Raw genomic sequence first — 13,262 nt, 5'->3', positions numbered from 1 at the left:
GCCCCTTACGGGACATCGTTTAATGTGACTAAAGTCGACCCTTGACGTCGGTTGCCGGGGCCGGTGTGTGGGTTCGGGACTTCGGGGGTCCCGGGGGGAGGACGGGAAACCGTATGAGTCACCGCTCCAACGGATTGATAGGCGTCTGGGCCGAGTCGCAGCGCCAGCGGCAGCGGCAGCGGGAGGCCGAGCACCGGGAGCGGATACAGGCGCAGCGCGAAGAGGAGCGCCTGCAGCGGGCGCACGAGCGGGAAGCGGCGCGGCTCGACCGGGAGCAGCGGGTCGCCTACCGGCAGCGGCGGGAGGCCGAGGCGCGGCGGCGGACCGAGGAGATCGAGGCGCGCGTCGCGGAGTTGACGGGCATTCTGGTCGCGGGGTGCGGGGAGCCGGCCTTCACGGCAGCGGCGTTGCGCCGGCCGGAGGAGGTCGAGCCGTTCCAGCCGGGGCACTTGGCCCATCCGGTGTTCCTGCCCGATCCGGGGCAGTACCGCTTCGCCCAGGGGGATTACGAGCGTGACCTGCGAGCGGCGCAGGACGCCGAGGCGCAGCGACTGCGGCAGTTGGCCGCCTACCGGCAGCAGTACGAGCAGTGGGCCGCGGCCCAGGCGGCCGACATCAGACGGCACAACGCCGAGATCGAGGAGATGACCGACGCGCTGCGGCGGCGCGATCCCGAGGCCGTCGTCGCGTACTTCTCCGCCGCCCTGTACGCCTCCGCCGCCTGGCCCGAGGAGTTCCCGCACCAGGTGTCCGCCGCCTACGATCCGGGCGCCCGGCAGCTCGTACTCGCCTGGGAGCTGCCCGGGTACGACATCGTGCCGGAGGCCAAGGCCGTGCGGTACCTGCCCTCCGTGGACCAGGAGAGGGAGACGGCCCGGCCGGCCGCCCAGCGGCGGGCGGTCCACCGGGACGTGCTCGCCCAGTGCGTGCTGCTGGTGCTGCGCGACCTCTTCGCGGCCGACGGGTTCGGGGCGCTGGAGTCCGTCGTCGTCAACGGCTTCGTCGACGACCACGACCCCGCCACCGGCCACCGGGCCGAGATCGTGCTGGCGTCGGTCACCGCGACCCGTCCGGTCTTCGCCGGGCTGCGGCTGGAGCAGGTCAGCGCCGTCGACTGTCTCACCGACGGGCTCGGCGGGCAGTTGTCCGCGCGCCCCGACCAGCTCGCGGCCGTGCGGCCGGGCCGGATGCCCGACGAGGTCGGGCACGGGGTCGTCTCGCACGGCGGCGGTGACGACCCGGATCTGTACGAGATGGACCCGGTCGAGTTCGAGGCGCTCGTCGCCGAGCTGTTCCGGGCCCGCGGGATGCGGGCGGTGATGACGACGCGCTCCAACGACGGGGGCGTGGACGTCGAGGCCCTGGACCCGGACCCGATCAGCGGGGGCCGGATCATCGTGCAGGTGAAGCGGTACCGCAAGACGGTGCCGCCGACGGCGGTGCGCGATCTGTACGGGACGGTGCAGGGCGCCGGCGCGAACAAGGGCGTGCTGGTGACGACCTCGGGCTTCGGGCCCGGTTCGTACGCCTTCGCCAACGGCAAGCCGCTGACCCTGGTGTCCGGCGAGGAGCTGGTCGGGCTGCTGGGGCGGCACGGGCTGCGCGGGCGGCTGGGCGGTGCGCCGGAGCGGTCGGCGCGGGCGGCGGGGACCGCCGACGCGCCCCCCGCCGACGCCGCCACCGGTGATCACAACATGCTCGGCATGTCCTGGGGCGGCACGGTCGCCCTCGACATCTGCGCGCTGGTCTGCCGGGGCGCCCGGGTGCTCAGCGACGATCACTTCGTCTTCTACAACAATCCGGCCACCCCCGACGGGTCCGTGCGCGCCGTCCCGCCGGCCCCCGCCGACAAGGCCGCCCTCCGGGTCGCCTTCGACGCGCTGCCGCCGGCCGCCGACCGGCTGGTGCTGGTCGCGGCGGTGGATCCGGACATCAACCCGGGGGCCGATCTCTCGGGCTTCAGCGATGCCCGGATCCGCCTGTCCGACGCCTCGGGCGCGGAGCTGGGGCAGCTGGAGGTCTCCGACGGGCGGCCCGGGGAGACGGCGCTCGTCCTGGGCTCCTTCCGCCGGCGCGCCAACGGCGACTGGGACTTCGTGCTGGGCGGCCAGGGGTACCGGGAGGGGCTGGAGGCGCTGGTGGAGGAGTACGGGATCGAGGTGGCTTGATCCCTTCGGGGGTCCTGTCCGGGGTTCTGTCCGGGGTTCTGTCCGTGACGCCTTCCCGGGATCTTCGCCGGGCGCGCCGTGCGGCGCGTCCCGGTGGCCGCCGCTGCTCGCCCACTTATCCACATCACCCATTCGTGTCAGCCCGGCCTCGTAGACTTCCCGAATGGCCGACCCCACAGAGACCGCCTGTCCCCCCGACACCAGCGAGGCCCTGCGCTGCCTGCAGCGCGTCTTCGGTTATGACGCGTTCCGGGGTGATCAGGAAGCCATCATCGAGCACGTCTGCGCAGGTGGGGACGCCCTTGTCCTGATGCCCACGGGCGGCGGCAAGTCGCTCTGCTACCAGATCCCCGCGCTCGTACGGCAGGGCGTCGGGGTCGTCGTCTCGCCGCTGATCGCCCTGATGCAGGACCAGGTCGACGCGCTGCGGGCGCTCGGTGTCCGGGCCGGGTTCCTGAACTCCACGCAGGACCTGGACGAGCGGCGGATGGTGGAGGCGGAGTTCCTGGCCGGCGAGATCGACCTGCTCTACCTGGCGCCGGAGCGGCTGCGCGTGGAGTCGACGCTGCGGCTGCTCGACCGCGGGAAGATCTCGCTGTTCGCCATCGACGAGGCCCACTGCGTGGCGCAGTGGGGCCACGACTTCCGGCCCGACTACCTGGCCCTGTCCCAGCTGCACGAGCGCTGGCCGGACGTACCGCGCATCGCGCTGACCGCGACGGCCACGGAGGCCACCCACGGCGAGATCGCGGCCCGGCTGAACCTGAAGGACGCCCGGCACTTCGTCGCCAGCTTCGACCGCCCCAACATCCAGTACCGGATCGTCCCGAAGAACGACCCCAGGAAGCAGCTCCTGGAACTGCTGCGCACCGAGCACGACGGTGACGCGGGCGTCGTGTACTGCCTGTCGCGCAAGAGCGTGGAGGACACGGCCGCCTTCCTGGCCGGCCACGGCATCGACGCCGTGCCGTACCACGCGGGGCTGGACGCCCGGGTGCGCGCCGCGAACCAGGCGCGGTTCCTGCGTGAGGACGGTGTGGTCGTGGTGGCCACGATCGCCTTCGGCATGGGCATCGACAAGCCGGACGTGCGCTTCGTCGCCCACCTCGACCTGCCGAAGTCCGTCGAGGGCTACTACCAGGAAACCGGCCGCGCCGGGCGCGACGGCCAGCCGTCGACGGCCTGGCTGGCGTACGGGCTGCAGGACGTGGTCCAGCAGCGCAAGATGATCGACGGTTCGGAGGGCGACGACGCCCACCGCCGCAAGCTGGGCGCGCACCTCGACACGATGCTGGCGCTGTGCGAGACGGTGGAGTGCCGCCGGGTGGGGCTGCTCGCGTACTTCGGGCAGCGGAGCACCGCGTGCGGCAACTGCGACACGTGCCTGACGCCCGCCGAGACCTGGGACGGCACCGTCGCCGCCCAGAAGTTCCTCTCGGCGGTACTGCGGCTGGCCCGGGAGCGGCGGCAGAAGTTCGGGGCCGGGCAGATCATCGACATTCTGCTGGGCAAGAAGACCGCCAAGGTCATCCAGCACGACCACGACGGCCTGACCGTCTTCGGCATCGGCACGGAGCTGAGCGTCGCGGAGTGGCGGGGCGTGGTGCGGCAGCTGCTGGCCCAGGGCCTGCTCGCCGTCGAGGGCGACTACGGCACGCTCGTGCTGACCGACGCCAGCGCGGAGGTGCTGGGCCGGCAGCGCGAGGTGCTGTTGCGGCGCGAGCCGGAGAAGCCGGCGCGGAAGGGCTCGTCGAAGTCGGGGTCCGGGTCCGGGTCGAGCAAGCGGGCCGTCCCCGTCGACCTGCCCGCCGAGGCGGTGCCGGTCTTCGAGTCGCTGCGGGCGTGGCGGGCGGCCACGGCCAAGGAGCAGGGCGTCCCGGCGTATGTGATCTTCCATGACGCGACGTTGCGGGAGATCGCGACGGCGGGACCGGCGTCGCTGGACGAGCTGGGCGGTGTCAGCGGCGTGGGCGAGAGCAAGCTGGCGAAGTACGGCGAGCCCATTCTGGAGCTGTTGGCGGGGGTGGCGGCCCCGTCCGCGTGACGTGGCTGGGGCGGGCGCGGGCGGGTTTCTCCCACTCTGACCCCGCCCTTCCCTCCCCCGGCTCCGCCGGGAGGCGCCCCCACGGGGCTCCGCCCGGGCCCCCGCCCTCGATCGCCGGACGGCTAGGCCGTGTCCGATGGGTCTTCGATAGCGGGTCGTCTCTGCCGCCTGCGGCGGTGAGCGCCCTGCGGGCGTGTCCTCAAGCGCCGGACGGGCTTGATTTGGGCTGAGCCCAGCCGTCTTTCAGCCCGTCCGGCGCTTGAGGACACCACCGCGCAGCGGTGGTGCGGCCGACACGGCCTGCGGCGCCCTCTCACATGATCCGCCGGACACGGCTAGTCGCGCCCCATCGGCGTGATCCGCTCCTGAGCCGCCAGCACGGCAGCCCCGTAGCGCGGGTCGGGCCGCAGCGCGTGCTCGCGCGCGCACGCCTCCGTGAACTTCAGTACGTGCTCGTCGCCGTGTGCGACCGCGCGGGCGGCGAGTTCGCCGAAGGGCGGCAGTTCGGTCTCCGCCGCCTCCGCGGCCGCCGTGGCCTCGCCGGCGCGGTCGCCCGTGAAGGCGAGCAGTAGGGCGGCGTGCACGTGCCAGAGCGCGGCCAGGGTCGGCTCGTGCAGCGGCTCGGGAAGGTGCGGCAGGACCAGGCGCACGGCGGCGGGCGCGGTGACGCCGTGCACGAGCGGGATCGGGAAGACCTCGGGGTGGCCGAGGTAGACGCCGGCGAACTCGGTGGTCATCTCGCTGAGCAGCCACTGCGTACGGGCCGGGGCGAGGGAGTCCAGCGCGTGCGGCCATCCGGCGAGCCCGTCGGGACGGGCCAGGCGGCGCGCGGCCTCGGCGCGGCCGCGCTCGCCGGGGAAGGGTGTGCGCGGCAGTGCGGCGATCGCGCCCGCCAGGTCGTGGTGGCCGCTCATCCGGACCTCGCCGGGCAGGTGGGCGAAGCGGGCGGCCCAGTAGGCGAGGCCGCGGGAGAGCTCGGTGAGCTGGTGCGGGGTGGGCTCGTCGGCGGCGGCCAGGGAGCGGACGGCGTGGGCGGTGCGGATCAGGCCGTGCGTCAGGCCGGCGAGGAGGCCGGGGAGCAGGCGGGGCCACCAGCGGACGAGGACGTCGCGCCAGGCGGCGTCGGTGAGTTCGCGGTGGAAGAGCCGTTCCCAGTCGCCGGCGCGGGAGAAGTCGCCGAGCGCGGGGCGCCAGGACGTCTCGTCGTCGGGGTCGAGGGCGAAGCGCGGGGCGGGCACGTCGTGGTGGGGCATGGCGGTGCGGTAGCGCTCGACCCAGCCGGCGACCTCGTCGCCGTGGCCGAGGGTGGCGAGGGTCTCGGCGCCCATGGGGCCGTGGTTGGCGAGGTCGGCGCCGCCCCCGCGTTCGTAGCCGAGGTCGTCCAGGCGCTCCAGGGCGTCGTTGAGCGCGTCGCGGTAACCGGTCGTCGGCATGGTGGCCTCCCCAGGTCCAGCAGTCCGTGGTCATCGTGCATCGATTCGGACATCAGAATGGTTCGGATATCCGAAGCATCTAGACTCGCAGTATGCCGCACGACCGCACCGGCGCAGCACCCGGACCCCACTCAGGGCCGGAATCCCGGCTGCCCACCCCCGAGGAGACCGAGGCCATCGGCCTCGTACCGCTGCTCGCGCCCTACATCCGCCAGGCCACCAGCGAGATGCCGCGAGAGCTGCGGGCGGTCTTCGACGAGCACGGCCTCACCGCTCGGCACGGCGCGGTCCTCCCGCAGCTGCTGGCCGAACAGCCGCTCGCGGTGAGCGAGTTGGCCCGCCGGCTGCGGCTGTCGCTGTCGACCACCAGCGAGCTGGTCGGCGCCCTGGACCGGGCCGGCCTGGTCGAGCGGCGCGAGGACCCGGCCAACCGGCGCCGCACGCTCGTCGCGATCGCGGAGAGCCGGCTGCCGGCGGTCCGGGCGTTCATCGCCTCGCGCTCGCGGCCGCTGCTGCGGGCGCTCGACAGCCTCTCGGCGCGCGACCGGGCGGGGTTCGTCGCGGGCCTCACGGCGTGGGCGCGGGAAGCACAGGCCCAGGACGGTTCCGCCACGCCCCGGTGAGGGAGTCGCCGGGCACGGGGTCGCGGCGCACGTCCGTGAGATGGGCGAAGACGACGACGTTGCCCAGGTACGCCTGGGCCTCGGTGTCGAAGCCGCCGCCGCAGGTGATCACCCTCAACTCGGCTCGCGGGGAGGGCCCGTAGACCTTCGCCGAGGGGAAGTCCGTCCGGCTGTAGACCTCGATCGCGTCGATGGTGAAGACGGCCGTACGACCGTCCGCGCGCGCCACTTCGACGGTGTGGCCTCGCTTCAGGGCGCCGAGACCGTAGAAGACGGCGGGGCCGACGGCCGTGTCGACATGTCCGGCGACGATGGCGGTGCCGACCGCGCCGGGTGACGTGCCGCCGGCGTACCAGCCGGCGAGGTTGCGGTCGTCCTCGGGCGGGCTGGAGAGGCTGCGGTCGGGGAGCAGCGCGAGCGGCGTCATCGGGGCGTCGACGCGGATGGCGGGGATCCGCAGGCGCGTGGGCCTGGCGGCCGGCAGCGGCGCCGCGCCCTTCACCGGCCCGGCCGGCACGACCGCCGGAAACGCCTCGGAGGCGGACGGCTGCGGCGGCGGATCCTGCGCGTCGACGCCGTTCCGTATCAGCCAGCTCCCGAGACAGAGGGCGACCGCGAGCACGACGGCGACGACGGCCTTGCGGTGCGCGATGTCCTCCGGACGGGTTCGAGGGGGGCGGCCCGGGCGCCGGATGGCTTGCCCCCGGGGGCGGGCGTGGGGCCTGCCCGACCACTGGGTGTCCTCCGGACCGGGTCGGACGGCGTCGCCGGGGGCGGTGCGGCGGGCGTCGCCGGGGGCGGTGCGGCGGGCGTCGCCGGGGACGGTTCGGTCGGCGTCCTCCGGGCCGGCGCGGCGGGCGCCCCATACCCGGACTCGGACGCTGCCGTCCGGACGGAGCCGACGAATGCCCCACGGCCGGGCTCGGCGGATGCGCTCCGGACCGGGTCGGCGGGCGTCCTCCGGGCCGGCGCGGCGGGCGCCCCATACCCGGACTCGGACGCTGCCGTCCGGACGGGGCCGGCGGATGCCCCACGGCCAGGCTCGGCGGATGCGCTCCGGACCGGGTCGGCGGGCGTCCTCGGGGGCGGTTCGGCGGGCGTCCTCGGGGGCGGTTCGGCGGGCGTCCCGTGCCCGAACTCGAACGACGCCCCCCGGCCAAGCCCGGCCGAAGCCCTCCGGCCGGCTCCGGCCGAGACCCTCCGGACCGGTTCGGTCGGCGTCCTCGGGCTCGGCTCGGCGCGCGCCCTCAGGCTCGGCTCGGCGCGCGCCCTCAGGCTCGGCTCGGCGCGCGCCCTCAGGCTCGGCTCGGCGCGCGCCCTCAAGGCCGGTTCCGCGGATGCTCCCTGCCCGGACTCGGGCGATGTCCCCCGGCCAGGCCCGACCCGAGCCCTTCGACCCGCTCCCACCGGAACTCTCCGCACCGGATGGGCAGGTGCTCCCCGCCCGCACTCCGACAACATCCCCCAGCTGATCCCGGCCGGCACCCTCCGGCCGACTCCGGTCGAGGTCCCCCACCTCGACCCCGCGCGCATCCCCTACCCGGCCTCGAACGGCACCCCCCGGCCAGGCCGGACAGGCTCCCTCCGGCCGGTCTCGGGCATCCCCGGCCGACGAAGGGGCATCCATCGCCGCAAGCGAATCCGCACCCGAGGAACCGCCGGCCTCCGACCCCCCGCCGGGCCTGCGAGTCTCTTCCGCCCGCACCCGGCGGGCCTCACCGCCACCCCCACGCCCGGAATCTCCCTTCGCCTTCCGGGACGGACGAACCACCCCTTCCCTGGCCGGGCTCCCGCCCCCCGTCACCTCCCCCGCCCGGAGGGCTTCCCGTGCGCGGCCCCTGAGGGCCTCCCTCTGGCGGGCGTCGCGAGCGCGGCGCGCCGCGCCCCGCTTGCGGGACCGGCGGCCGCCCTGCCTCTGGGACATCTCGTCTCCCCTCGCCCCCGCGACACACCCCGCACCCCGGCCCCCGGGCGCTCGTGCGCGCGGGGACCAGGGTGGGGACCTGCCGGACAGGAGCGCTCGCCGTCAAGCCCGGTCGCCGCGCCGGCGCATGAACCACGTGCCGCCGACGGCCGCCGTGGCCAGGATCGCCGCACCGGCCACGATCTCGGCCATGCCGGAGTCGTCGCTGGTGGAGCCGACACCGGTCTTCATGCCGCCGGAGGGGGCCGTGGCAGGGGCCGTCGCGGGGGCTGTCTTCATGCCGCCGGAGGGGGCCATGGTGGGAGCGGTGGCAGGAGCCATCGCGCCGTCCTTGGCCGTGACGACCAGATCGCCGGTGGCCTCCTTGCCGGACTTGCACCGGACGCCGATGCCGTAGGTGCCCGCCCTGGCCTTGGCCGGGACCGTGAACTGGCCGACCACGACCTCCTTCTGCGTGCCCGGCTTGAGTTCGAACGAGGCCGGGCCGCCGACCGCGCTGGCGTCACCCATGGCCGCCCCGCCGGCGCCGCAGGTGGTGGTGTTCACCGTGACCATCGTGCCGGGCTGTGCGGAGTCCGGCGTGACCTCCAGCTTCTCGACGTCCACGGCCAGGGCGGGGCCACTCGCCAGCCCGAGGGCAGCTATGGTCAGGGCGGTCCCGGTGAGCACTCGTGCTGTACGCATGCTTGTTCCTCCGTGAGCGCGGACGCGGCACACCGATGTGCCAGGAGAAGGAATGGGGGGTTCCGCGCTCCTACGAGCCGAGGGAACCGGCGTTCCGCCGCCCGCGCACCCCGGCGCGGCGCCGAAACCCCCTCGTCCGCCGCCGCGCACCACCCCTACGGGACGACGTAACGGCAGGTCACAGCAGGTGATCGACCGGTTACCCAGGTGAGCGGACATGGCCGTACCCGATCACGGCGAATGGGTGACCCAGCCCCCACCCAGCCTCCCGCCCCACCACTCCCGCACGCCCCCCTCCACCCCACAGAACGGTGACCCAGGGCTCACAAGGGGTCACTTCGGGAGCCCCCGCGCGTATGCTCTGCGCCCATGGGGGAGCAGCGTGACTTTCCCGTCAACGACCAAGAGTTCGAAGAGACTTGGCGGGTACGCATTTCCACGGTCGGCGGTGACATGCTCGGCGCCGGGATTCTGCTGGGTGTCGACGCCGTGCTGACCTGCGCTCACGTCATCCCCTGGGACGGCGGCCCGGAGCCGGACGGCGAAGTCCTCGTGGAGCTGGTCGGCGTGCCCGCGGCGGCGCCGGTGCGGGCCCGGGTCGCCGAGGGCTGCTGGGTGCCGGAACAGGCCGACTCCCGGGGCGACGTGGCCCTGCTCAAGCTGGCCGAGCCGCAGCACGCCCGGCACGCGGCCCCGCTGCACCGGGTGGCCCCGACCCCCGGCCGGACGGTCCGGATGTTCGGGCACCCCAGCGCCCGCGGGCTCCGCGACGGCGTCTACTTCTGGGCGACGCTCGACGGACCCTGCGGCCCGCGCGGCGAGTGGGTGCAGATGACGCCGAGAACGCCGGCGGAGACGGTGCGGCCCGGCTTCAGCGGGGCCGCCGTCACCGACGTGGAGACCCGCCAGGTGCTGGGCATGGTCGTCAGCCGCTACGACGACCGCACGATCGACGCGCCCACCGGCCAGCGGCTGCACCTGTCGTACATGATCCCGATCGAGACCGTCGTCCGGCACCTGCCGCGGATCGACGAGCACGTGGGCGGCCGGCGCGGCAACGACCTGCCCTCCGTGCCCCGAGGCGCCCCGCGCGACCAGGAGTTCGCCCGCTCGCTGGCCCGCTGGTTCGAGGGCGCGAACGGCTCCCGGAACATCGAGGCGATCGTCATCAAGAAGGGCGAGTCGACGCTGGCCGCGACCCTGAGCCGCACCGTCGCGCTGGCCGACCGCGAGGTGTCGGCCGACCCGCAAGGCTCCGCGCGGTCGGCGGGCTGCGGCACCGACGCCCCCGACACCGTGCCGCCCGTCGGCAGCGTCGACCTCGCCCTCGACGTCTCCGGCGCCACCGTCGCCATGGTCGCCGAGCGGGTCGCCGACCGGCTCGGGCTGCGCACGGGCAACGGCGAGTGCGCCGTGGGCCGCTTCGGCGAGATCCGGGCCGTGCCGCTGACGATCGTCGCCGAGGGGGTCGACTACGCCGAGGACCCGCTCGCGCTCATGGAGTTCGCCGACATACTCGCCGCCCGGGGCGCGCGGTTCCTCCTGGTGTTCCGTAACCCCGCATCGCAGAGCCTGGAGCTGGCACGGAGGATGGCCGATCCCCGCAAGGACGAGATCACCGCCCGCCTGGACCGGGTCCGCGAGCGCATCGAACTCATCGCCCGCCGCGAGCGCGTCGCCCACGACCGGGCCGCGCTGATCACGCCCGTACGCCCCGTGCCGCACGAGGCCGCCGGGCTGCGCCTGTACCTGACCGAGCTGCGCTACGACCCGCGGCTCGGCGGCCCGGACTCCCTGGACCGGCTCACCGCCTTCGAGAGCGCCGTGGAATCGGTCTACCTGAAGGTCGAGAAGGCGATCGCGCAGGCCGAGGAGGCCATCGCCCGCCGCGACGAACTGCGCGGCCGCCTGGAGGGGTTCTTCGCGCTGCTCGCGGACCGCGGGCTGGGGGAGGACCGGACCGCCGGGCCCCTCTACCGCGCCGCCCACGACCTGCTCTACCGGGCGCCCTGCGACCTGGCCGAGGCGGCGCGGGCCGTGGCGCTGTTCGCCGAGGCCGTACGCCGTCACACGCACCGCCCGCGAGGAGGCGACCGGCCATGACAGCGACCGCCGACTGCGAACGCCCCGACTGCCGGGGCTGCTCCGCCGACGGCACCGGCTTCTGCCGCGTCACCGGCCGCCCCGTGCCCGCGCCGCGCGGCGGCACCCTGGCGGAGAGCCCGCCCACCGCCGGCACCCGGCGCAGAAGGGCCACCGACGGGCTGTTCACCGTCGGCCCGGCCGGTGACGGCCCGCTCGACCTGCCCGTCGTCGGCACCCCGTCCCCCGAGGACCTGGTCGTCACGGACCAGCACGTGCCGCCGGGCGGCAGGATCTGCGGCCGGCACGGCTGCACCACCGTCGTCGGCCGCTCGTACGCCGGGCAGCCCGCCCTCATCAAGGGCTACTGCCCCACCTGCGGCCACCCCTTCGACTTCACCCCGCAGCTGGCACCCGGCGACCTGGTCGGCGAGCAGTACCGCGTGGTCGGCTGCATCGCCAACGGCGGCCTCGGCTGGGTGTACCTCGCCAAGGACATCCACCTCAGGCAACGCCCGGTCGCCCTCAAGGGGCTCATCCACAAGGACGACCCCGTGGGCCTGCGCGAGGAGCGGGACCATCTGACCCGCCTCGACCACCCCGGCATCGTCCGGATCATCAACTACGTGACGTACCCGGGCCGGAGCGGCGCCCCGGGCGACGAGGGCACGGACTACATCGTCATGGAGTTCGTGGGCGGCATGTCGCTCTCCCAGGTCCGCGACCGCATCACCCGCCGCGAGGGCCCCTTCGGCGAGCCGCGCGTCTTCGAGTACGTCCTCGCCTACGGCTGCCACATCCTGGAGGCGCTCGACTACCTGCACCGCGACGGCCTGGTCTACTGCGACCTCAAGCCCAACAACGTGATGCACCACGGCAAGCGCGTGAAGCTCATCGACCTCGGCGGCGTCCGGGTGCTCGGCAGGAACGGCGGCCCGGTCCTGGGCGCCCGCGGCTATCTGGCCCCCGAGGTGGCGCAGCGCCTGGCGGACGGCCTCTCCGTGCGGTCGGACCTCTTCAGCGCCGGCATGACCCTGCGGGCCCTCTCCGACGAGGCCGCGGAGCGCCCGCCGGGCCTGGGCGAGGAGTCCTACGAACGTGCCGTCGCCCGCGCCACGGCCGCCGAGCCGCTCGCCCGCTTCCCCAGCGCGCGCGACATGGCCGAGCAGCTGCGCGGCGTGCTCCGGGAGATCCGGTCGCTGCGCACCGGGGAGGAACTCCCCGAGCCGTCCACCCTGTTCGCCCCCACCGCCGCCCTGCTGGACGCCTCGCTCGGGCGCGTACCGCCGCTGGAGCGCTGGCTGTCCGGCCCGCGGCGCCCGTTGCTCGACACCGGACTGCCCGCCCCCGAGCGGGTCCCGCTGGACCTGCCCGTGCCCTACCCGCACCCGGACGACCCCGCCGCCGCGCTCCTCGCCCAGCCCACGACCAGCGGGCCGGCCCGTCTCATCCAGCAGCTGAGCGCCTCCGGCATCACCTCTCCGGAGATCGCCCTGCGGCAGTGCCGTGCCCACCTGGAGCTGGGCGAACTCGACGCCGCCGACGAGCGCCTGGCGGCCGCGACGGCCGCGCTCGACCCGGAGGCCGCCCCGCACGACTGGCGGATCAAGTGGCACCGGGGGCTGCTGGGGCTGGCGCGCCGCGACACCGACGCGGCCGAGCGGGAGTTCGACCGCGTCTACAGCGATCTGCCCGGGGAGTACGCGCCCAAGCTCGCCCTCGGCTACTGCGCCGAGCGCCGCGGCGACACCGGCGCCGCCGAGCGCTTCTACCAGGCCGTGTGGCGGCGCAACCGCTCGCAGGGCAGCGCGGCCTTCGGCCTGGCCCGGCTGCGGCTCGGCGACGGCGACCGCACGGGCGCCGTCGACCTGCTCAGCGGGGTGCCCGAGGTCTCCCGCCACCACGACGCCGCCCGCACCGCGTGCGTGCGCGTCCTGGCCGGACGGCTCTGCGCCGACCAGGGGCGGGGCCTGCCGGGGCTGACCCACCTCACCGAGGCGTTCACCCGGCTGCCCCGGCTCTACCTCGACGAGGGCCACCGCACCGGGCCGGCCCGCGACCGGCTGGAGGCCGAGCTGCTCGACGTCGCCCTGGACTGGATACGGGCGGACACCACACCCGCCGAGGAACGGGCCGGCGGCGGGCTCTTCGGCACGGACGACGAGGAGTTCACCATCCGCGGCCGGCTCGAACAGAAGCTGCGCGGCCTGGCCCGGCAGGCCGGCACCCCGGCCGGCCTCGGCACCCTGGTCGACCTGGCCAACCGCGTCCGACCCAAGACCCGCTTCTGACCAGGGGGAGCAG

8 protein-coding genes are annotated in these 13,262 nt (G+C 74.8%); 5 read left to right on the top strand and 3 right to left on the bottom strand.

Features of this window, described 5'->3' with window-relative positions:
• Nucleotides 1–113 precede the first annotated feature (113 nt).
• On the top strand, nucleotides 114–2,168 hold the full coding sequence (locus tag J7E86_RS00815; RefSeq protein WP_215078644.1) for a restriction endonuclease: 2,055 nt from the start codon (nucleotides 114–116) through the stop codon (nucleotides 2,166–2,168).
• A gap of 163 nt (nucleotides 2,169–2,331) precedes the next feature.
• Entirely contained in the window at nucleotides 2,332–4,212 is a 1,881-nt protein-coding gene (gene recQ / locus J7E86_RS00810; protein WP_215078642.1) for a DNA helicase RecQ, read from the top strand.
• A 335-nt stretch (nucleotides 4,213–4,547) separates the two neighbouring features.
• Here the strand turns inward: recQ and J7E86_RS00805 are convergent, their stop codons facing one another.
• Nucleotides 4,548–5,645 (bottom strand): questin oxidase family protein, encoded by a 1,098-nt coding sequence (locus tag J7E86_RS00805; RefSeq protein WP_215078640.1) that lies wholly within the window; start codon nucleotides 5,643–5,645, stop codon nucleotides 4,548–4,550.
• Between the two features lie 92 nt (nucleotides 5,646–5,737).
• On the opposite strand from J7E86_RS00805, the gene J7E86_RS00800 reads away from it, so the two are divergent.
• Nucleotides 5,738–6,268, top strand: coding sequence for a MarR family winged helix-turn-helix transcriptional regulator (locus tag J7E86_RS00800; protein ID WP_215078638.1), 531 nt, complete (start codon nucleotides 5,738–5,740; stop codon nucleotides 6,266–6,268).
• Here the strand turns inward: J7E86_RS00800 and J7E86_RS00795 are convergent.
• Nucleotides 6,213–6,890, bottom strand: coding sequence for a class F sortase (locus J7E86_RS00795; protein ID WP_308312421.1), 678 nt, complete (start codon nucleotides 6,888–6,890; stop codon nucleotides 6,213–6,215). The two genes, J7E86_RS00800 and J7E86_RS00795, sit on opposite strands and share 56 nt — an antisense overlap.
• 1,404 nt (nucleotides 6,891–8,294) lie before the next feature.
• The gene (locus tag J7E86_RS00790) at nucleotides 8,295–8,876 is read right to left on the bottom strand and encodes a hypothetical protein (RefSeq protein WP_215078636.1); all 582 of its coding nucleotides are present in this window, start codon (nucleotides 8,874–8,876) and stop codon (nucleotides 8,295–8,297) included.
• A gap of 369 nt (nucleotides 8,877–9,245) precedes the next feature.
• Between J7E86_RS00790 and J7E86_RS00785 the strand changes: the two genes are divergently transcribed.
• Nucleotides 9,246–10,979: a serine protease gene (locus tag J7E86_RS00785; RefSeq protein WP_215078634.1), complete on the top strand. Its 1,734-nt coding sequence runs from the start codon at nucleotides 9,246–9,248 to the stop codon at nucleotides 10,977–10,979.
• Nucleotides 10,976–13,249 (top strand): serine/threonine-protein kinase, encoded by a 2,274-nt coding sequence (locus J7E86_RS00780; RefSeq protein ID WP_215078632.1) that lies wholly within the window; start codon nucleotides 10,976–10,978, stop codon nucleotides 13,247–13,249. The genes J7E86_RS00785 and J7E86_RS00780 overlap by 4 nt, the downstream gene beginning before the upstream one ends.
• The last annotated feature ends 13 nt before the right edge of the window (nucleotides 13,250–13,262 follow it).

It is taken from the genome of Streptomyces sp. ISL-11 (assembly GCF_018614525.1).
Lineage (GTDB): Bacteria > Actinomycetota > Actinomycetes > Streptomycetales > Streptomycetaceae > Streptomyces.
This window is presented reverse-complemented; position numbering and strand designations above follow the sequence as displayed.

Bases quoted from the DNA above. Each gene is read 5' to 3' on its own strand.
- recQ (WP_215078642.1), top strand. From the start codon at position 2,332: ATGGCCGACCCCACAGAGACCGCCTGTCCCCCCGACACCAGCGAGGCC.
- J7E86_RS00780 (WP_215078632.1), top strand. From the start codon at position 10,976: ATGACAGCGACCGCCGACTGCGAACGCCCCGACTGCCGGGGCTGCTCC.
- J7E86_RS00785 (WP_215078634.1), top strand. From the start codon at position 9,246: ATGGGGGAGCAGCGTGACTTTCCCGTCAACGACCAAGAGTTCGAAGAG.
- J7E86_RS00815 (WP_215078644.1), top strand. From the start codon at position 114: ATGAGTCACCGCTCCAACGGATTGATAGGCGTCTGGGCCGAGTCGCAG.
- J7E86_RS00800 (WP_215078638.1), top strand. From the start codon at position 5,738: ATGCCGCACGACCGCACCGGCGCAGCACCCGGACCCCACTCAGGGCCG.
- J7E86_RS00805 (WP_215078640.1), bottom strand. From the start codon at position 5,645: ATGCCGACGACCGGTTACCGCGACGCGCTCAACGACGCCCTGGAGCGC.
- J7E86_RS00790 (WP_215078636.1), bottom strand. From the start codon at position 8,876: ATGCGTACAGCACGAGTGCTCACCGGGACCGCCCTGACCATAGCTGCC.